The organism is Synechococcus sp. BDU 130192, assembly GCF_963876085.1.
GTDB lineage: Bacteria > Cyanobacteriota > Cyanobacteriia > Cyanobacteriales > MRBY01 > MRBY01.
This window is the reverse complement of sequence record NZ_CAWNNO010000019.1, coordinates 1-18906: the sequence shown is the minus strand read 5'-3', so window position 1 is coordinate 18906 and position 18906 is coordinate 1. Positions and strand designations below refer to the sequence as shown.

General features: G+C 46.1%; 15 protein-coding genes. 5 read left to right on the top strand and 10 right to left on the bottom strand.

Annotation, left to right across the window (positions count from 1 at the left end; genetic code table 11):
* Positions 1-370 precede the first annotated feature (370 nt).
* The 3 genes from AACT35_RS06615 (at position 371) to AACT35_RS06605 (ending at position 2921) form a co-directional block, all read left to right on the top strand.
* Positions 371-646, top strand: a complete 276-nt coding sequence (locus tag AACT35_RS06615; RefSeq protein WP_143596787.1) for a hypothetical protein — start codon at positions 371-373, stop codon at positions 644-646.
* Complete coding sequence (locus AACT35_RS06610; protein WP_339374596.1) at positions 594-2072, top strand: DEAD/DEAH box helicase; 1479 nt, start codon at positions 594-596, stop codon at positions 2070-2072. The genes AACT35_RS06615 and AACT35_RS06610 overlap by 53 nt, the downstream gene beginning before the upstream one ends.
* A gap of 195 nt (positions 2073-2267) precedes the next feature.
* A complete protein-coding gene (locus AACT35_RS06605) occupies positions 2268-2921 on the top strand; it encodes a hypothetical protein (RefSeq protein WP_143596786.1) in 654 nt (217 codons plus the stop codon).
* 229 nt (positions 2922-3150) lie between these two features.
* Here AACT35_RS06605 and AACT35_RS06600 read toward each other — a convergent pair whose 3' ends face one another.
* From AACT35_RS06600 to AACT35_RS06570, 7 genes are all read right to left on the bottom strand, one after another.
* On the bottom strand, positions 3151-6489 hold the full coding sequence (locus AACT35_RS06600) for a helicase-related protein (RefSeq protein WP_099239363.1): 3339 nt from the start codon (positions 6487-6489) through the stop codon (positions 3151-3153).
* A gap of 650 nt (positions 6490-7139) precedes the next feature.
* On the bottom strand, positions 7140-7622 hold the full coding sequence (locus tag AACT35_RS06595; RefSeq protein ID WP_099239361.1) for a DUF2442 domain-containing protein: 483 nt from the start codon (positions 7620-7622) through the stop codon (positions 7140-7142).
* Entirely contained in the window at positions 7603-7875 is a 273-nt protein-coding gene (locus AACT35_RS06590; protein ID WP_099239359.1) for a DUF4160 domain-containing protein, read from the bottom strand. Before AACT35_RS06590 ends, AACT35_RS06595 begins: the two co-directional genes overlap by 20 nt.
* Positions 7876-7979: 104 nt before the next feature.
* The gene (locus AACT35_RS06585) at positions 7980-11891 is read right to left on the bottom strand and encodes a helicase-related protein (protein WP_099239357.1); all 3912 of its coding nucleotides are present in this window, start codon (positions 11889-11891) and stop codon (positions 7980-7982) included.
* A gap of 17 nt (positions 11892-11908) precedes the next feature.
* Positions 11909-15124 (bottom strand): hypothetical protein, encoded by a 3216-nt coding sequence (locus AACT35_RS06580; protein ID WP_099239356.1) that lies wholly within the window; start codon positions 15122-15124, stop codon positions 11909-11911.
* 155 nt (positions 15125-15279) lie between these two features.
* Positions 15280-16098: a DNA/RNA non-specific endonuclease gene (locus AACT35_RS06575; protein WP_099239354.1), complete on the bottom strand. Its 819-nt coding sequence runs from the start codon at positions 16096-16098 to the stop codon at positions 15280-15282.
* A 236-nt stretch (positions 16099-16334) separates the two neighbouring features.
* Complete coding sequence (locus AACT35_RS06570; RefSeq protein ID WP_099239352.1) at positions 16335-16793, bottom strand: hypothetical protein; 459 nt, start codon at positions 16791-16793, stop codon at positions 16335-16337.
* A gap of 386 nt (positions 16794-17179) precedes the next feature.
* On the opposite strand from AACT35_RS06570, the gene AACT35_RS06565 reads away from it, so the two are divergent.
* Positions 17180-17386, top strand: a complete 207-nt coding sequence (locus AACT35_RS06565) for a hypothetical protein (RefSeq protein ID WP_030008262.1) — start codon at positions 17180-17182, stop codon at positions 17384-17386.
* The gene (locus AACT35_RS06560; RefSeq protein WP_099239350.1) at positions 17376-17783 is read left to right on the top strand and encodes a PIN domain-containing protein; all 408 of its coding nucleotides are present in this window, start codon (positions 17376-17378) and stop codon (positions 17781-17783) included. Before AACT35_RS06565 ends, AACT35_RS06560 begins: the two co-directional genes overlap by 11 nt.
* Before the next feature lie 16 nt (positions 17784-17799).
* On the opposite strand, the gene AACT35_RS06555 is transcribed toward AACT35_RS06560, so the two are convergent.
* Genes AACT35_RS06555 through AACT35_RS06545 form a run of 3 tightly spaced genes read right to left on the bottom strand, consistent with a single transcriptional unit; the run spans position 17800 to position 18637 of the window.
* Positions 17800-18054: a hypothetical protein gene (locus AACT35_RS06555; protein WP_099239348.1), complete on the bottom strand. Its 255-nt coding sequence runs from the start codon at positions 18052-18054 to the stop codon at positions 17800-17802.
* Complete coding sequence (locus tag AACT35_RS06550; protein ID WP_143596785.1) at positions 18055-18369, bottom strand: hypothetical protein; 315 nt, start codon at positions 18367-18369, stop codon at positions 18055-18057.
* Complete coding sequence (locus AACT35_RS06545) at positions 18314-18637, bottom strand: hypothetical protein (protein WP_216820541.1); 324 nt, start codon at positions 18635-18637, stop codon at positions 18314-18316. The genes AACT35_RS06550 and AACT35_RS06545 overlap by 56 nt, the downstream gene beginning before the upstream one ends.
* Positions 18638-18906: the final 269 nt, after the last annotated feature.

Below are 18906 nucleotides of genomic sequence, written 5' to 3'. Positions count from 1 at the left end.
GTCCGAAAAAGGTTGCTCCTCAAAACAGCTTCTATACAAGACTTTCAGACGATATTTTTTCTATAACCGTAGGTTTTTGTCGAGATGCGCCCTCTAGTCCAAGTACCCCATCAAGGCCGCAAACCAATTTTTAGCCATGATGGGACTGACATTAGAGCCAGCAGACGGCCCGAAGCAGCCCAACATTGAAGGGGTCGGGAAAGTCCGAGTTTACCAGCTCAGTCACAGACCGTCATTTTTTGAGCCCATCATGGCTAAATGGCTTGAAAAAGACGCCGGAACCCAAGCCCCGCAAGCAATAGACACTGTTTTCAATAAAACACACGAAGTCACAGAAGATTGTAATAGATCATATATAAAGCACTCTTCTGTGACTGATTCCCTGGATGTCCCCCAAGAAAGAAAACCAGAACCCCCGCCACAAACTTCACCGCCCGAACCAGTGGCGATCGCCCCTGATAAAACGCCGAAAAAACCAAGTTTCCCAGTCGGTGCGATGGTCTGGTTCTGGGATGGGGTGAAGAAAATCGAAGCAACCATTAAAACCGCCATGACATCACCGGGGGCGGCGGAATACATCGTCAGTTTTACCAATGGCGGCGGGGCGATGTGTCGGGAAACTCAGCTACAGGCAATGGGGGGTTAGACAGATGGAAAAATTTCAACTACGCCCCTACCAGGAAACAATGGTTTCCGAAATTCTAGGGAGCCTCAGTAAACATGACGCAACCTTGGGGCAACTCCCAACGGGGGGCGGCAAAACCATTATCCTCAGTGCGATCGCCCATGAATTCGTCAAGCGGAATGAATCTGTCTGTCTGCTCAGTCATAGAGAAGAATTAGTCATTCAGGGGGCAGCAAAACTTGAGGCCATCTCAGGGCAACCAGTGGGGATTATTAAAGCTGGCTACCCTGACAACGGCGATCGCCTAATCCAAAGTGCCAGCGTGCAATCTTTGGTTAGACGGCTTCACCGTTACCCGGCTGACAGGTTCGGGGTGATTATCATCGATGAGGCTCACCACGCAGCAGCCACCACCTACAGGAAAATCCTTAACCACTTTCCGACCGCCTACACCCTAGGGTTCACTGCTACCCCATGTCGAGGCGATGGGGCGGGCCTAGATGATTTGTTCTCTCACATGGTCACAGGGCCAACGATTAAGCAACTCATTGAAGCGGGCTACCTTTCCCCGTATAAGTACCTTGCCGCCGAAAACTCAATGGTGGTGAAGGGGGCAACGGTGAGACGCGGCGATTACACTTCAAAGTCATTGGCACGACTTAATCCTAGAGACCAATTGGCTGCTGATTTAGTGAGTTCATACCGTCAACATTGTGACGGGCTACGGTGTCTGATTTTTGCCATTGATAGAGACTACTCAAGGGCGATTACCGCCATGTACCAAGCCGCTGGCATTGCCGCAATTCATCTTGATGGGGAAACACCCTCAGAAGTAAGAAAGGCTGCCCTAGAGGCGTTCCAAGCGGGGGAAATCAAAGTAGTGAGCAACGTAGGACTATTCACTGAGGGAACCGACTTACCCGCCATTGAAGCCCTACAGATGGCCCGCCCTACGAAGTCACTGGGATTGTTTTTACAGATGGTCGGTCGGGTGCTAAGGCCCGCCCCTGGGAAGTCAGAAGCCTTGATTATTGACCATAGCGGCAACTGGGAACGGCACGGCCTACCCTGTGGCGATCGCAGTTGGACACTTGAGGGAATCCAAAAACCCAAGCGGGCAAAACGATTGGTCAAGAATGCTGAGGGCGAAATTATTGAATGGGAGCCAGTAGAGCTTATCCAAACAAACGTAACTACCCGTGAGATTACCCCCGGTGCTGTTGACAATTGTCTACAAGGGCGATCACCTGAACTTGATGGCTTCTGGAAAAAAGCCCTTGATGAGCTGTTAGAAGAAAGGGAGGCTAGGGGCTACCAGAAGGGCTGGGTAGGCTATCGTCTCAAGGATCTTAATGCTCCCTTGGAAGTGTGGAAGCTTGCGGCTTCTGAGCTTGGCTACAAACCAGGATGGGCCTGGTATAAATGGCGTGAGTCAAGGGCGGCCTAGTGAGAAAAAAGTAGAAAAAAGTAGATGGAAAAGCCGTTTAAGGCTGACATCCAAGGGCGGCCTAGTGAGAAAAAGTGAGAAAAAATGAGACGGATTTAGACAGATTTAGGCAGATGGCAAAGCGACAAAACACGAAATTAATAAAGGAGGCACCCCGACATGATTGAACCCACAAAAGTCACAGTCCACAGATCAATGAATAGCTTGCCTGACGATCAAGTTCCTTTTGAAGAGCTTAAGCGGCGGTTTGAAGTCCGCAAAGAGTTTAATTTCTGGAACCTTGAACAAGACTGCCGATCCTTCGCTGAGATGATCACCACCTGGAAAGAAAAGGAACTCTATAAACACTTCTTTGATACCTGGGACGATTTTCTCGCAGACTACATCAACAAGCCAGAAGATTGGGTCAACAACATCGTCGAAGGCGTAAACCTACTTGACCAAACTCAACCCATCAAGGCCCAAGATGCACTAGAGGCCGTGATAGCGAAAGCGAAATCGCAACCGCTAGCAGAACATGGAGGGGACAGAAGCCTAGTACAAAAGACAGTACAGCAAGGTGACAATGTAACCTTGATTCAGAAAGGGAACAATCGCGAATACCTCACTCGTCGCATTTCCCGTGATCATCCTGAAGTCTTAGACGAAATCGGGAAAGGGAAAAAATATCGCAGTGTCAGGCAGGCGGCGATCGCCGTTGGAATTGTCAAAGAAAAAATCAAAATTGAGTTTCCGCCTGAAGAATCTGGCTCACAAATTGCGGGGCGGCTATATCAAAAGTTAAGCGATGAGCAGTTAACAGAGCTGCGTGACGAATTAAACCAATGGGGCGATCGCCACACTGCCTAGGGATAAAAAAGTACAAAAAGGGAGAAGGGAACGCCCCCCAAAGAAGCAAAAAGAAGCAAAAAGAATCAAAGCATCCCCCAAGGGCGATCGCCTGATATCCTGATCTATAGATTCCGGAGGCCATGCGGCAATGGCAGGATCAAGAATAAGCCAGGCCCCCGATGCCTGCCTAAAGCGCAAAAGTGTCAAGTCAACTTGACGGTTTTGATGTTGCCTAAAGATTGTCAATTTATAAGAAACGTCCCATTAATAAAATTTCATTTGACTCAAGTTGATAATGTTCAATGCTTGTAATCGGTTGCCAACCTAGAGTCTGCGGATCACGAATCGGATAAACTTCCGGTTGGGTTGCACAGTTGAAAACCACATATAACCAATAATCCCGCTTTAATCGTTTTGCCGTGCGGTACTCATTCCGACTTAACGCCACAGCCCCCACACCTGCCCGACCTTTGACCTCAATAAAACGCACATCAGTAGCAGTATAGGGGTCTTCGGGGTGCGGTTTGCGAGAGATTAAGTCGAACCCTCGATTCTGGGACTCCACACTCTCCACCTGATAACCCTGGGCTTCCTCATGGGCAATAACAGCTTCTACGGCAATCCGTTCAATTTCCGCATCACTGACCATCGTCGCCATGGTGGGGGAATCCCGATCTGGGTGAGGTAAGACCCATGCCCGACCATAATGATGAATCCCACCAATCACACAATTAATTTCTTGGTTTAACTGCTCAGTCCGGTTTTCTAAACGGTCATTGAGGTCATCCAGACGATCCTCAAATTGTTTAATGCGACCCTCTAACCCTTGCTCCTCCGACCCAGAAGCTTTCTGATCCATCAATTCAAATAATTGGCACTGAACCTTATCAATGATGGTATTCAGACTAATTTTCATGTGAGCCTGAATCTTCTCGATGGTATGCCGACGCTCTTCCTGAACCTCATTTAAAAATGGCTCCAAAGCTTTCTCATAGAGATGGGTCTCCACCGATGCCAACGACGGCAAACAACTAGGATCCGGTGGGGTGGTCTCTGGGGGGGCGATCGCCAAATCAAGGAAAACTTCTGGCTGTTTGACCGACATTGTTCCAGCAATACTCGTCTCTACCACAAATAATTTTTTATGGAGTACATTACTGCGTCCATCCCGGACTTCTGCCACGAATACATCAAGACAAGAAGGCTCATGACGATTGAGGTCATAAAAGATTGCTCCTTGCTTGAGATCCGCTTGGGTACTCTCTAATACCGAGAACCTGACCGCTTCAAATAATGGATGCCCCGGTGTCACCCATTCCAAAGTTGCATCTTCTTTCAGCAGATTTTTATCAAAAACAATATTTTTGTACTTTCTACCGAGCTTGCCATAATCTCTTTCGAGGCGATCGCCAATTTGCATCAGAGTTCTAGGTAAACGCCCAACTCGGTATTCGTGGCTATGTTTACGCACCAGCTTCGGAGTTAAACCCGCTTCCGTCGCTGCATCCACAAAGAAATCTTCAATACTCTCCGGCGTTAGCTTTTTCTCCTTTGCATCAACAGTTTTATCCAGTAGCTTCGATAAATCCAGTTCCCGCTTAGCTAAGCCTTCGAGGGTAGAATTCGTGATTTCCTGAAAATGCTGTAAATCAACCTGCTCAACAATTCGAGCCTTGATCACATCCTCAGTTAAATTTCGAGAATACATATCCCGCACCATTCGTTCCAAATGATTGGATGGGAATAAATCACCTAAGACGTTGAAAACTTTACCTGTTTGTTCTGGATCTAAATCAGATTCAATTGCGCTGATCCGTTCAAATAACTTACTGAGAACACGACCTTCACGGGTATTTGTTGACACAAAATTGAGAATTAGGCAATCTTTTTCTTGACCATAGCGATGAATCCGCCCCATCCTTTGCTCTAATCTGACTGGATTCCATGGAATATCATAATTAACCATTAGCCAGCAGAACTGGAGATTAATACCCTCCCCTGCCGCTTCCGTCGCAATCAGCACTTGACAGGACTCCCGAAATTCTCGTTCCGCAAAAATTCGGGTATTGGGAGTATTGCGATCGCCGATCTTCATGCCCCCATGAATTTGCGTGACTGATAAGCCCCAATCCCTAAGCTTTAGAACCAAGTAATCTAATGTATCCTTATGCTCGGTGAAAATCAGTAGCCGCATTTTTGGATCATCAAATAACCTGTATTTATTGATAACCTCCTTAAGCTTGACTAACTTAGACTCTACTTCACCCGTTTCAAGCTCCAAAGCCATTCTAATCAGCTTAGTCAATTCCACAATTTCATCACGTAAATCTTGTGGGTCAATAGAAGCAACAACATTCTCCAAATTAGTCAGGATATTTTGCTGTTCTTGCTCTGTTAAATCATCAAAATCATCAGGTAATTTACTATTAATTTTTTGTTGACGATAAGCCTCTGGATCTTCCAAAATCTTTTCACGTCTATCTTTCATCCGCTCTAGGCTACGTCGTACAGCAAACATACTTGAAGCAAAACGCCTCTGCAACATCGCCATTGTGAAGCCTAACGCTCGACCTCGACCAGAATCATCTTGAGAAGCCTTAATCGACTGGTCTTCTACATACCGAGTTAGTTCATGGTAAAAATCTGCTTCTTCATCATCAATTGTGAAATCAATCGTTTTTACTTCCCGCTTTGTAAATAATTTAGTTACCTGACCAGTTTCAGGATCGGGAAAAGTCACAAGGGATTCTTTTGTTCGACGGAGATAAAATGGCGCAGCATTATCTTCCATTGCTTTATGCAGACTTTTTACATCTCCATAAACATCCTTATCTAATAACTCCAAAAATAAACAAAAATTATCTGGATCTCCCTTATGGGGAGTCGCTGTCATCAATAAGTAATGGTCAGTTAATTTGGATAATTCTTCCCCAAGCTTGTACGCTAAAGTCTTTTTCTTTTCACTATAAGCACTCATTTTATGGGCTTCATCGACAATAATTAAATCCCAATTAGCCCTAAGCAAACTTTCTCGTGCATCTTCAATCCTTGAAACCCAAGATACAGAAGTCACAACTTGATTTTTTTCTTGCCATGGATTTTGACCATAGTTTGCCCTCAAGGTATCGCCCCTAAGAACTTCAAAATCTTCCCTAAACTTATCCTTCATCTCTCGCTGCCACTGGAATGTTAAGTTGGCAGGAGCAACGATGAGAACCCTTTGGGCTAGACCTCTAATCTTCAATTCCTTGAGTAGCAGACCCGCCATGATCGTTTTTCCCGCACCAGGGTCATCAGCCAATAGAAACCGAATTCTGCCAGACTTCAGAAAATAGTCATAGACCGCTTCTAACTGGTGAGGAAGCGGATCAACACGGGCGATCGCCAGCGAAAAATAGGGATCATATTCATACGCCAATCCCCAGCGGAGGGCATCAACAGCTAAACGAAAACGACGCGGATCTGCATCAAAGCTCTCTGCTTGCTTAATAAAAGCCAATTGTTCAATCTGTGCCGCATTTAAAATCTGGTCATAAAAACGATTCGTCTCTAAGCCAACAGCTTGTACCTTCAGAGAAGACCCCATCGGACTAGAACTAATGACCCTGACTACTTCTGGGTACAAAGAACTTTTGATCAGAACATTTGGCTTTAACACACTCGTAATCCTTGCAATACAATACTCTAAGCCTGATTTCCAACAATTACTGAAGGGAAGAATTAGCTGAAATCAAGAAATTGAAAGCAAGGATACTGAAATCTAACAGAGTACTTTATTAATACTGGCATAGGTAGTCGGTTTCCAGTGATTTTTCCCATGCTAAGAAGAAATAACCATTACCTACAACTAGAATCACGAAAATGTAACATTTTCTGGCAAATTCTCTCGAATATGAGTTTTGTGAGCTTTTTTACTGCTGTGTAGCATCGCCAAATATCTACCATAGGCATAAAATAGAGTTGTCACCCGAAAACTTTGGTCGGTTTTCCATGGGTGACTATTTTTTTGGAAAAATACAACGGCGATCGCCCCCCTGAAAAGCTTATGGAGCAATGATCCCCAGCGATAGAATTAATTTAAGAGTAGACAAAAAATAGCCTAAGCTTACGATAATTTTGAGATGTTTCCAGTGAAACCTTTATGTAGAAGTAGTTTCAGCGATTTCAGCAAGCTTACGATAATACAGTTTAAAGCACCCTTATCCAAAAAGGCGATCGCCATCCATCTCAGTATGATTAAAGAAATTCGCTAGAGAAAAAGAGGTCTTCAATGGTGGCAGTTTTAAGAGGTCTACCACCTTTTTTGCCATTGGCACGAGCGGCTTGTTGTTTGGCAGAAGATTTGGCTTGACCAACGCGACGACCGATTTCTTTCATCCATGTCTGTGTGCCAAAAATTCCGGTCATCAGTCCCGCGATACTAAAGTCTACGTCGAGGCTTCTCCAGTGAATACTCCGTCCTGAGGCATCGAGCCAACAGTCATTCAGTTGCTCAGGGATTGCCTGTTGTAATCCTTGGGCAAGGTGGGGTGGAAAGCTAAAGATTGCGCCGTTAGTTAGCTCAATCACCATCAGTTGGCAATCGCCATCATAATAGGCATTTTTCGCACAGGGTTCGGTGGTTTCGGCTTGTTGGGCAACGGTTTTGGCCTGGGCAATTTCAGCGGCGAGGGCTTCTTCTGAAAAGTCTTTTTGCCATTTAGTTTCGGTGGATGTCATGCCATTTCTCCAATAGATATTTTTGGTTTTGGGCAACGAGCTTGAGGGCACTGATAATCTCTTTGTTTGCCAGGCTAGGATGGGCTTCGATGAGTTTCGGGGCTTGCTCAGTAGAACCAAGATGAATTTTCATGCCGGGTTGTCGTCGGGATTTTTTTCTGCCACAAAATACATGGACATGGGCGGGTTCGTGATCGTTGGTATAAATGTAGATGCTGAGGCTAAGCTTTTGATCCTCCAGAATTTTGGGCATTAACGTTAAAAACCGAACTGCTTAGGTTTTTTATTGTAGGCGATCGCCAATAAATTATGCGCGACAAAAATTTCTTGGAGTAAATCTGTATTAAATCTTTTATTTTAAGTGTCCTCTAGGAGGATAAGATTCAGCAAATTAAGTTCATAGGAAATCACAAAATATTTTTTATCGAATAGAGCTTTTAAGTACATTTGAATTTGTTTATCCGTGCTGGCAGCCCAGGGGAATTCCTCATATTTAGGGATTACAGGCGAGATTAATTGCCAGCTATCAAGACATCTACCAAGACCATAATGCCAGCGCATAGGTTCTTCGAGATGTTGTTTACGACCTTGTTGGTCATAGTCAGGATGCCAAAATTGAGCATAGGCAATGGGTAAGGCGATCGCCCAATGGCGAGACGTGTTTTTTTGGGAGGTAAGATATTCTTTAAGATCTTTCTCTCCCTGATCATGGTGCAGTAAGTGGTAGAGTTCCCGGGCGGACAGCTTCAAATTCTTCGGCAAATGTTGAGTGTTTGCAATAAGGCCAAGCTGCTTTAAGAGACTTTCAATTTTTTCTTGCTGTTCGGTGCTCCAACCTGGGAAAGTAATCTGTTCTTCGATTTGGCGATCGCCCCAGTCCTCCAACCAGTAAGGCCCAAGGGCATAGGTTTGTTCTGGAATTCGTAGAAAGGGGAATTCTTGGGGATCGGGTAGTAAATGACGACCCTGGACAGCTTGGCAAAATTTTTCGAGATTTTGGTAATTCACGAAAGATTGAGCTTGGGGATTTGTGGTTTTGCCAATTAAATCAAATCGTCTGAAGAGGTCTTCTACTTTTTGTCTAGCGCTTTCTACAACGCCTTTATATTCTGAACTGTGGGGTTCTCCCATAAAAATATGAGCTTCCGTGAGAAAACCCAGGACGTCTTCATTTAGGAGATGTAAGAGCTCCTCATCGCCAGTCATGCCCACGGGGACAAAGGCCAAATTTTTCCCTTTAAGACCAGCATCGCCTTTAATACGTGTGTGAATGGTTGAGCGGAGCATCACCAAGAGGGTGAATAAGTCACTGGTTTTACGGAGCCATTGCCTTACTAATTCTGGGTTTCCTGGGGCTTCATCCTCTGTTGAGGTAAAGAAAAAATCCTGCAATAACATCACCAATTTTCGCGGTTGGCGATCGCCATTGATTTGCGCTTGGGTGTCTGGGTCTCGATAGGAACCACGGCCACGGTAGATTAATTGAGCCACTTCCATCAGAGCCGTTTCAATCTGGAAGCGGGGCATGAGGGTAATAATATGGTCAGCCTTTGGAAAAGATACTCCCCGAGAACCAGAGGAAGTCAGCAGAAAAATCTTCACTTGCTCGCGCCTGGGTGACGTGACCAGTGCTAGGCGTTCTTGCTCGTTGGTATTTTGATCTAAGATGGCAATTTCATCTGCATCTATCGTGTTTCCAAAATCTTGCCTTAAAGCTTGGCGTAGATCCCGCAGAAAGCGCTTATCTTGGGCAAAAAAGATGATCTGTTGGGCACCGCCAGAGACCGCTTGACGAATTTCTCGGCAGGCATTGGTAAGGATTTCGTCGCCTTTTTGTTGACGAATAAGCTGATGCAGTCGTGCTGGTTGGGTAGGGTCTGGATTCACCTCAATCCTGGAGAGTTGCAATCGATAATGGATGGTTAATTGGGAGGCAGGAAAGCTATTGGTCATCACATGGAATGTGGGCTTTCGACCCCCTCGACCCAGCTTTAATGGTTTGGCGATCGCCCCAAAGGGAAAACCTGTCTGCGGGGCTTGGGGATTTAGCTGTGATGGACTAATCAAAACGCGATTAGGTGAGTTTTGGTTCTCGCTGGCCCCCTCGAGGTAGCGGCTTAAAACGTCCGGATTGCCTAAGGACGCATCCGCCAAAATTAGCACCACCTGGAAAGGCGAGGTTTCTCCCTGGGTTTTGAAAGGCTCAATAAATTCCTGTTGGAGCCAGGTCACCAATTGACGACAGCATAAAGAACCGGCCCCATCCCCGGCGATTTCATCAACCATCACCAGAATTGTCGGGATTTTCTGGGCAAAGGCCCGGCGCTCTTCAACCCCCTTTTTCTTTTTGGCACTGGTACAAAATAATTTACTCAGGGAATCAATGGTCGTTTTACCTGCCAGTTCTCGATAGCCTTGGATCGCCGCAGTCAAAACGATCTGATTCAGTTGGGGATTATGGCTCAAGAGCCCTTGGGTCGCTTGGGCTAGGGTGTTTAAAACGCCAGCAGAAACGCGGTGTTTCATTTCCCCTTGGCGATCGCTCAAAGTTCGTTTATATCGTCTTGATTTGGTAATGGTTAGGTCAATTTCCTGCTCTTCAGTGGGGGTTAGATAAAGAATTGAGTTATTGGGCTTCCGAAAATCACAACCATGGGCCACCACCGCACTATCTTTTTTCGCCTGAAAACCTTGATTTTGGTACCATTGGGGCGCTTCTCGAATAACACGGGCGTTACTGGTTAGGGTCAAGATGCCAGACTTTTGACGTGACGATGCTTGGGCAAATTTATCAGTAACATCTCGATTAATCACCACTCGGGGACTGAGGTAAAGAAACAGAAAGCCCGTTTGTTGTTCTTTTAAAAAATCGACGACTGCCGTTGTTTTTCCAATGCCAGGATTACCCTCTAGGGCGATCGCCCGAAATTCTCCCGTAGGGCAATGCTCTAAGGCTGCCGCGATCGCTGCAGCATGGGCATCACGTAGAGAGATAGTGGTTTGACCATGGTTTTTTTTACGGAGGGCTTGGTTGATGACTTGTCTGGGATCACATCCAAAAAAATCCTCCAGATCTGGGGTAACCTGTACCTGTTCGATAATTTCTGTCAGGCTGATTTCATCCATGGGTTGATAGAAATCTGTAACTTCTTCAACAACATCCAACTGCAATTCCTCGCCTATATAAGGTCGCTTGAGCAACTCCTTAACCTGACTTTTAAAGGGAGTCGGCAAAGCCTTGAGAATTTTCTTGAAAATGCTCTGGACTGCTTTGTTAAAAGCCTCTGGATCATCCTCTACTAGTTCAGTCTGTCCTTGATAGGCTTCCCCTAGGGTGCGCATGAGTTTGAGGCGAGGGTCTGGATCGGGGCCAGTAGTAGCACAATCGGCTTGTAAGCTTTCTAAGCCGTTATTCGTAACGGCTATCACCGTGGCATGGTAGGTTTTTTCTAAGCCCCCGTGTGATCGCAATAGATCCAAAAAAGCGGTGAGATAACTTGAACCCTGACAAAGTTTATAAAAGGGTTTGTCACGACTGGAGATACCCGCCAGAAAAGTGTTTAATCCTTCTGAAATACCAAGATTTTCCCCCTCTACCTCCGCGCAGACCCGGGCAAAAACGCCCCTAGAATCCATGCCCCTGACATACTGCAACAGATCGAGGTAATGGGCTTCCTCCTGTTCGTAATCGGCTAAGACTTTGGCGGACATTTTGTAGGACAACTCCAAACACAGCACCTGATCCGGTTTACCGCGTTTATGGGTCAACCAAAGGAGAAAATCTGCCCTCGCAGGCTTTCCCTTCGACACAAGACCGAGATCTAAAGGGTGGCGATCGCCATAAAGTTGCCCGAAGGATTGTTGAAAATTGCGAACTGTATCTTCCCGTTCGAGATCGGCGTCGCGGTCTTGGCTGGGTAAAAAGAGAGGACACCAAATTCCTGCGAGCTGGTAATTTCTCGAATTTCTGGGATTTACTGTCTGTAACCACTGGCGCACAGTTGTCCAACCGAGACCATAGCCCAGAACAAGCAAATAAGAAACCCTGGATTTTGCCCAGGCGATCGCCGTTGGATCGGTGAGGCCCAATGCTTGGACTAAATCATGGTTCAGTTGGCTGGTTTTAGTTTGCTGCCAAGGCTGGAGACTGGGGTGGTCTTTTGTTAGTAGACTCTGGTATAGAAGTTGAGCCAAAGCCCCCCGTTGCACAGCAACTTCAAAGATCCGGCCCCAATGGGAAGCCTGTTGAGCAAAGGTCAGATGATTCATCGGGATTCAGGATTTTATTATTGGCGATGAAGAACAGCGGATAAATGGCTCAACAGGGCACTGTAGCTAAGATAAACGGCACCTCCCCGGCGGCTTTTGAGAATTTGCACCTCCCCGGCGGCGGCTTTTGTGGTTGGGCTGATCCAACCGTAGGGATTGAGCACGGGCTGAATCGTCTCTTTACTAAATTTCTCACTTTCAAGGAAATGTACACCCCGCAATAGGCTGATGAGGCTGGGATGAATCGGAGATTGGCCGTCGGCATTCAATAAGTGTTGGCGCGATCGCTCAATCCAGTTAGGATTACTCACGCCATAATCAGACATAAGGAAGTAGGCACAGAATCCTGACTGGGGCCTGTCTTTACCGTCGCCAACAACGTTGAGGGTGGCAAAAGTATAAGCAGGAATTAGGTCTTTGTGGTCTCGGCTCTCAAATGATCGCCCGAAATTCCCATGGTATTCAGCACGGTTGATTTCAAAGCCTTGGTTAAAGCATTGGTTAAAGCGTTTGTCGTACAATCGCGTGGCCGGGAAATTATCCTGCAGGAGAGGATAAAGGTATAGGTTAGGGAATTCCCGAAAGACCTCCTCAAGAACAGTCGCCTGGAGAAGATGGTTATTGTGGGCTGCAGTGCGATTGAATTTACGGCCGCCATAGCTATTAGAAATCAAAAGGATATGTTGACAGCCTTGTTTTTGGAGGGCAACAATCTCCTCTTTGATCAGCCGCTGTTGCTGGATTTGCTGATCGCCATCAAGAATGTCAATGTTTGTTTTCTGGGTCTGAATTTTATAGCCTGAAAAGGGTTGATCAACGGCAGTTGCCAAGTAACTTTTACTCACCAATAAATAGCTTGAATCTGGAGATTCAGGGGTGCTATCACAGGGACGAGTTGCATAGGTAATCATGCCCAGACGCTCGACCTGGGGAGGCTTTGGCGTACTAACACATAGGGGAAAAGCACTCGACAGAGCCTGGAAAAAGCCTTTTTTGACGTAATTGGCATTGGGTTGAGTTGGCGCAACCTTATCGAGAATTAACCCTTGCATTCTCAGAGGCACATCTTGATTTAAAACCGTTTCAATACTTTGGGCTGCGGCATAAACAAAATCTTCACCGCTAATAAATTCATCTTGGCTGCCGGCATTTTTATCGGGCTGAAACCGCAACATTAGGGTCGTAAAGGGCTCCTCAGTACGCGCTTTTAGACGTTGAAGAATGCGCCAGAGGGTGACATAAACTAGGACTTTAAAGGCGGCGATCGCCACTGCATGATAGTAAGGTGAATTTTCGTCGTTTTTCCTTGTTTTTTTGCGCTGGAGCGTTTCCGCCTCATATTCAATTTGGATGGCGGCATCTAATGACCATTGTCCTAAAATTTTTGTCTCAGGAAGCGCTCGATAGCCTTGGTATAAACCCGTCTCTAATTTTTCTCCCCGATAATAGGGCACCCAGAGAACTTGCAATAGTTGCGGCGAAAAGACCCGTTGTGCTTTCAGTTCCCAGGCGGCATCTTCTAGGGGAACAATGTTGTAGCCAGACAATTCTGTCGTAACCGCCACGGAAAATAAACAGGAGGCATCAGGGGTATCTTGAACTTTGATCTGTTTTAACCATTCAATTTTTTCCTGGGAGCCTTTACCCCTCAGAAAGTTACCCCCATGGTTACTGGCTAAGACATCCCAGTTGATGAGATCTCGATCAATGCAGATAAATTGCTGGGAACAGGTTTTGTTGAGCTGCTCCAGGAGGCGATCGCCCTGTGTTCTCAAAATGCGCGTTAAGGCCGTGACGATTTGTTTGAGGACTTTATCTCGTCCCCGGAGACTATCGATCATCTCATTGATTTTTTCCTGGATGCTTTTCTCCCCGTCCCTTTGCAACCATGTAACCAGTTTTTGAAAACGGTCTTCCCATTGCTGAAGATTGAAATTGCTCAAGACCTGATCAGATGGCCGATCTGCAGGAATCACGCTGTAGAGAAATAGCAGCTCTGCAAGCTTCCGATTAATTTTCCAGGGGGATATGTCAGTATTTTGTTCAAGCCCTTGCTGGAGAACTTCTTGGATATCATCGAGGCGACTCAGTAGAGCAGTTTTTCCGCTTTCGGGATTGTTGCCATTGACGCGGAAACGATAACTCACTTCCCGCTGCAACATCTCCCCAGATTCGGAAAAGGTTTTCTCTTCAAATATCTGCGTTTTAGCTACCGACCAGATGGGCAAACAGTGGTAAAAATTGGCTCGGCAGAGGTCATCATGCAAATCAAATTTACAATTAATCCCAAAGTGTTTGCTCAGGTCAACATTGATTTTTAGTTCTTCGCCTTTTTCGACAATATTGACAATGGTTTCAACGTAATCGGCGAGTAATTGATTCGCTGGAACAACATCTTGATTTAATCGGGCGATCGCTGCAATACTTGCCATGATGCCGAGGTTAATCTTGAGGCGCACCCTTGCCAAGGCTTCACCGTCTAAAAACAAGAAAAACCGTCGGAGTTGACTGTCACTGCGCTCCCGTTCTGTTTCTAGGATTTCGATGGCATCGTCAATTTCATCTTCATCCCAATCTTCTTGGTCTAAGTAATTGGTGATCGCCGCTTTCATTCGTTCAAAATAATTCTCCGCCTCCACCTTCTCTTTGGCTGTAATAACCGTGGCAACTTTCCGAGGCTTAGCTTTTGGGTGAACCCGTTGAAGTTGAATCGGTTGTATCGTCGTCTTTTGTGGCTTTTGAGGCGCTGCAGCACGAATTTTTTTTCTCAGTTGCTCTAATTGCTGTTCACTATCCTGGAGCAATAACTGAGATAATTCCGTATCGCTGGGTAAAGCTCCATCAATAGCCTTGAGTAAACGATTTAATAACCCCGGTAGCTCCGCCTGATTGCCTTCGGTTAGTTGACCACCAAGCAAGGCAACATTACCAGATTTCGGTTTTTGAAAATCGCAGATAAATCCCTGTTGGGGTAGCTCTGGATTGAGACTGAAGGTTTTTTTAAAGTCTGGAGCACTGAAAAGACGATATAAAACACCAGAAGTGATGAGTCTGAGACGTTTTTTTTCTTTGCTGAAATGGATAAATGGCAAATTTTTAGCATGCTGGGCGGTGATATTTTCCGAAGAAACTTCAACTGCCGGAACGAGAGCACGCACTATGGCCGCCAAATTTAAGGATGGTCTTGGTGTACTGGCCTGGAGGCGAGCACCATAATTGTCCTGAGTATTCATTTTTGGGGTCTCCTTTTTCAGTAGTGACACTGCTTCACCCGTTCCGCTAGACCACAGCGAAAGAGTGGGGTCTAAACACTTTTATAGCTCATTTCCGGGAAAATGGGATCAAATTTTATGGCACTACTAGGAATGACGGCGATCGCCAACCCTCATTATTTTTGTAAACCAAAATTCAGGCCACTCCACTGCTCTACTTCATGGACAGTGGTTTTACCCAGGCGAAAGTCAGTGCCGGATGGAGTGTCCTGGGGAAAGAGATAGGCTTCGAGTTTCCCTTCATATTGAATAATCCGCCAGAAGTAATCAGGAATATCGTTCGGTTCGTCGGCATTGATTAGGCCGAGGGGGTGGTCATCATAGGCAGTGCCGACAATCACATAGACTTCGCCATATTGTCTAACAAGATCCCGCTCATATTCTTCGAGTTCTTTCCAAGCGCCCCGGTTCAGGCCAGCTTTCTGGGGGGTAATGTTGCTGAGATAGTTCACTTGCTGCCAGTTCTTCCCTCGGAATGAGGCGAGGGGAGCTAGATGGCCCCGGTCATAGTTTCCCCACTTGTAGGCTCCCCGAAAGTCTTCGGGTTCGAGGGTTTCATCACGGTGAATTTTGGGATCAGCTTCCCACTCCCGGTCTTGGTCAGAGCTACCAGTGATGGTTTCCTGATCTAGGCGGAAAGCAACCCAATCGGCAAACTTAGTATCGTCATTAGAACTGAGGCAGTAGATATCCCGCACGATTAAATCATTGGTAGTTGGCGTTCCGGTAGGTAGGCCATTAGGGAGATGGACAGGACAAGGATTTGTGGTGGCCTCTGTAGAAGCAGTAGGGTCGATTGCTACAGGGTCAGCGGCGGGCTGATAATTCTGCGCCCCAAAAACCACTAGGCTAAGGCCAATTAAAATTGGAATGGCTCGGATGGGATGTTTAATGATTGATGTGGTGAGGGCAAGTAACCGCTGAACTTCCTTCATGGCATACAAGTGAACTAGGGCTGTCTGATTAGACTATCACCCCACAAAAAAGTAGAAAATCCCCCAGAAAAAACGAATAAGGCACAGGCGCAATTTTCTTCCTGACGGGGTGTGGGGTATCTATTTTCACTGTGTATCTAATGCCACCTATGAACTAGGGTGCTCTTTTGCGTAAAGATTCTGCCATCTTCAAATAGGCATGGCATCGTCTTTTCAAAACTGCATTTTGAATTTTGCTATGGGCAATTGTGTCCAATGATGCCGCAGGGTTCGCTTCCCCCAAAGCCTTCGGATTCTGAGATAGGCAGGGTATTGCCCCCAGACTCTTCCAAACTCCAGTCTCGATCTAGGCCACCGGGATTTGGTTCAGCCCATTCGAGGTCATCGGGTGATGGTTTAATTTTAGGTGGCTTCTCCTTTGGTGGATATGCTGGCCCACCACGCCGTGGTGTCTCCCACTGTCCGTTGCCCATACATTCCAGTGTTTCTTCGGTATTGGCCGCAACTTGTCTGATTGTTCCCTCTGGGGCAAAACTAAGCCGTCCATAGTTGGACGAAGTATTCGTTACTGGGAAGCCTTCTCTGTCAACAAGACAACCTGTCAACTTTTCGCGTGACTGTGCGTTGACGCTCAAAATATTGCCCATAGCAAGTGCGATCGCCGTGAGAGCAGCTGTTTGTTTCCAAGAAACCACACTATACCTCCATTTACATTGTTAGGAAGAGTAAAACTTAATCATAGTAGGAATAAAATTTATATTTTTCCTACTCTAGAGGTATTCTAACACCAACACCTAGGGAATAAGAGTTTATAGCTGGAGGCCTGGGTAAGAGGCTATTCATAAAGTAAATGAATTCCTTGATCTGCTCCGTTCGACTGAGGTCACGCCGAAGTCTCACGTTGAAGCCTAAATTCCTTATTTTGGAAGACTTTGATTCCATTGATCGCTTAAAATCCCTCCCAGATTGGGGGCAGGAGAGCTGTATAAATAAGCTCTCAAAAATAAGGTAAAAATCATCGAGGTTTTCTGGGCTGTGATACAGGCTAAACTGGATAGCATCCTCCCATTACTTTCGTATCATGCAAGCTATTGAGTTCAAAACGACTATCCACAATGGGATTGTGAATCTTCCTGCTGAATATACGCCACAACTTGAAGGAAAAACAATTCGGATTATTGTGCTGGAGGATTCTGAGGAGCCAACCCCCCCCCAGCGTCAATTTCAGGCGATCGCCCTCAATACTCAAGGTTTTAAGTTTGATCGGTTAGAGGCGAATGAGCGATAGGGTTTTTCTGGATACGAATATCCTGATTTATATCTACTCGCAGGATGAACCCCACAAACAACAACGGGCGATCGCCTGCACCCAAGCGCCACTCATTTGGATTAGTACCCAAGTTTTAAATGAAACGATTAACGTGCTGCGCCGTAAATTTAAGCTGGACTATAACCAAATTATTGATGTAGTCACTGAACTGACTCAGCAATTTCAAGTGGCGACAGTTTCGACTGAAACGATTAACCAAGCTTTGGGGATTGCCCAACGGTATCAATTTAGTTATTTCGATAGTCTGATTGTTGCGAGTGCCCTAGAATCTCGGTGTAGTCAGTTATTTAGTGAAGACTTACACAATAATCAGCGGATTTATGATCAGCTCACCATTGTTAATCCTTTTGTCTAACCCGGGGAATTTAGCATCATTGTCTTAAATCTGTGTAGTTGCAGATGTCGTTAATCGTCGCGGTTAATTTCTCTTTTTCTGCGGTTAGCTGGGTCAAACGATTCTGGAAGTTGAGGTATTCGGCAGGGCTGCCCTGACCCCGTTGGAAGTAGATTTCAAAAAGTTGAAGGCGTTTTTGCTCGGCGGTGAGTTCGGTTTCAAGTTGGGCCAGTTGATCAAGGTCGGCTTGGATTTGGTCGGCGCTCCCTTCGGAGACAGCGAAGCTGCGCACCTATCTTCTCATTTCAGTTCTGATATCAGCTTCCACTAGATTGAGGCGACTGGCATTGGCCTGGGCTTCCATGGTGCAGATTTGCAGTTCGGCCCGTTGGCGATCGCCACCCCCAAAAAGATTTTGCAGAATACTGATGGGATTAGGGTTTAACCAAGTCGTCCAGCGGCGATCGCGTTGGTAATCGGCTGAGGCTTCAAGATTCTCTAAACGAGCTACTTCAACATTTTTAGCCTGGGCAATGAGTTGTAAATCGGTGTCATTCTCGATCTGGCATTGGGTCAGGGTCGCCAAGTCGTAGGGTAATTTCGGCATTGATTGTGCCTTCGCTCTGCTCCAGCCACCTGATGCGGCGCACAGTACCAGGGTAAGGGCTACGGATGGTAGAGACTTGGGCAAGGCGACTTTCCACATCGGCGAGTTTGGTATTGAGGTCACTGAGTTGGTAGGCACGGCTGCGCTGTTGGTTCTCGAACTCCTGTAATTGCTGCTGGTAGGTGAGGGCATTGGCGTTAGACCGTTCGATGCGTTCGGTGATCGCCAGGGAGGAAAGATATTCCTGATGCTGCCGCGGGATTGTCAAGAATTTTGTGTAAGCAAGAAAAGTTAGTGGAGAAAGTACTCAGGATTATCGATGGCAAAATAACCCAAGGCTCTCTTTCAATGGGGAATTGGCACTGTCCATCTCCTCGTCAAATTATCGCTTCTTATCGAAAATATACAATTCCTTAGTAAAAGTTTTGTACAGCGTATCTAAGTACAGGACAAAAATTGTATGGGGTGAAACCCTGACCCAAGTAGAGGTTGGGTAGAAACGGTAAAAAAGCGACGTAATAAGTCAAAACCATAGCG

What these genes read in the sequence shown, in the direction of transcription:
- AACT35_RS06610 (WP_339374596.1), top strand. Translation starts at nt 594, where the DNA reads ATGGCGGCGGGGCGATGTGTCGGGAAACTCAGCTACAGGCAATGGGGG.
- AACT35_RS06605 (WP_143596786.1), top strand. Translation starts at nt 2,268, where the DNA reads ATGAATAGCTTGCCTGACGATCAAGTTCCTTTTGAAGAGCTTAAGCGG.
- AACT35_RS06600 (WP_099239363.1), bottom strand. Translation starts at nt 6,489, where the DNA reads ATGGGGTCTTCTCTGAAGGTACAAGCTGTTGGCTTAGAGACGAATCGT.
- AACT35_RS06595 (WP_099239361.1), bottom strand. Translation starts at nt 7,622, where the DNA reads ATGACATCCACCGAAACTAAATGGCAAAAAGACTTTTCAGAAGAAGCC.
- AACT35_RS06590 (WP_099239359.1), bottom strand. Translation starts at nt 7,875, where the DNA reads ATGCCCAAAATTCTGGAGGATCAAAAGCTTAGCCTCAGCATCTACATT.
- AACT35_RS06585 (WP_099239357.1), bottom strand. Translation starts at nt 11,891, where the DNA reads ATGAATCATCTGACCTTTGCTCAACAGGCTTCCCATTGGGGCCGGATC.
- AACT35_RS06580 (WP_099239356.1), bottom strand. Translation starts at nt 15,124, where the DNA reads ATGAATACTCAGGACAATTATGGTGCTCGCCTCCAGGCCAGTACACCA.
- AACT35_RS06575 (WP_099239354.1), bottom strand. Translation starts at nt 16,098, where the DNA reads ATGAAGGAAGTTCAGCGGTTACTTGCCCTCACCACATCAATCATTAAA.
- AACT35_RS06565 (WP_030008262.1), top strand. Translation starts at nt 17,180, where the DNA reads ATGCAAGCTATTGAGTTCAAAACGACTATCCACAATGGGATTGTGAAT.
- AACT35_RS06560 (WP_099239350.1), top strand. Translation starts at nt 17,376, where the DNA reads ATGAGCGATAGGGTTTTTCTGGATACGAATATCCTGATTTATATCTAC.
- AACT35_RS06550 (WP_143596785.1), bottom strand. Translation starts at nt 18,369, where the DNA reads ATGCCGAAATTACCCTACGACTTGGCGACCCTGACCCAATGCCAGATC.